The following is a 248-nucleotide window of genomic DNA, read 5'->3' on the forward strand; positions in this document are numbered from 1 at the left end:
GTTGTGCAACGAGCTCTTCGGTTTGGTGTCATGGATTTCTCGGTAATCGAGGGCCATCGATCCATCGCGCGACAGCAGGAGCTGTATCGAGACGGCAAGAGCCAGATCGATGGCATCATCCAACGCGGGCGTCACAACCTGATACCGGCTGAGGCGGTTGATCTGCTGCCATACCCAGCGACATTGAATGGCGTCAACGTGTGGGCAGATCGCCAGCGATTCTGTGTGCTGGCTGGCCTGATGTACGC

Annotated in this window: 1 protein-coding gene; it reads left to right on the forward strand. The window is 57.7% G+C overall.

Going from position 1 to position 248, the window contains the following annotated elements:
- Positions 1-30: 30 nt before the first annotated feature.
- The coding region (locus Q4563_RS21640; RefSeq protein WP_303605995.1) for a hypothetical protein at positions 31-248 on the forward strand (218 nt) is incomplete at its 3' end.

The sequence above is a fragment of the Gilvimarinus sp. 1_MG-2023 genome (genome assembly GCF_030548285.1).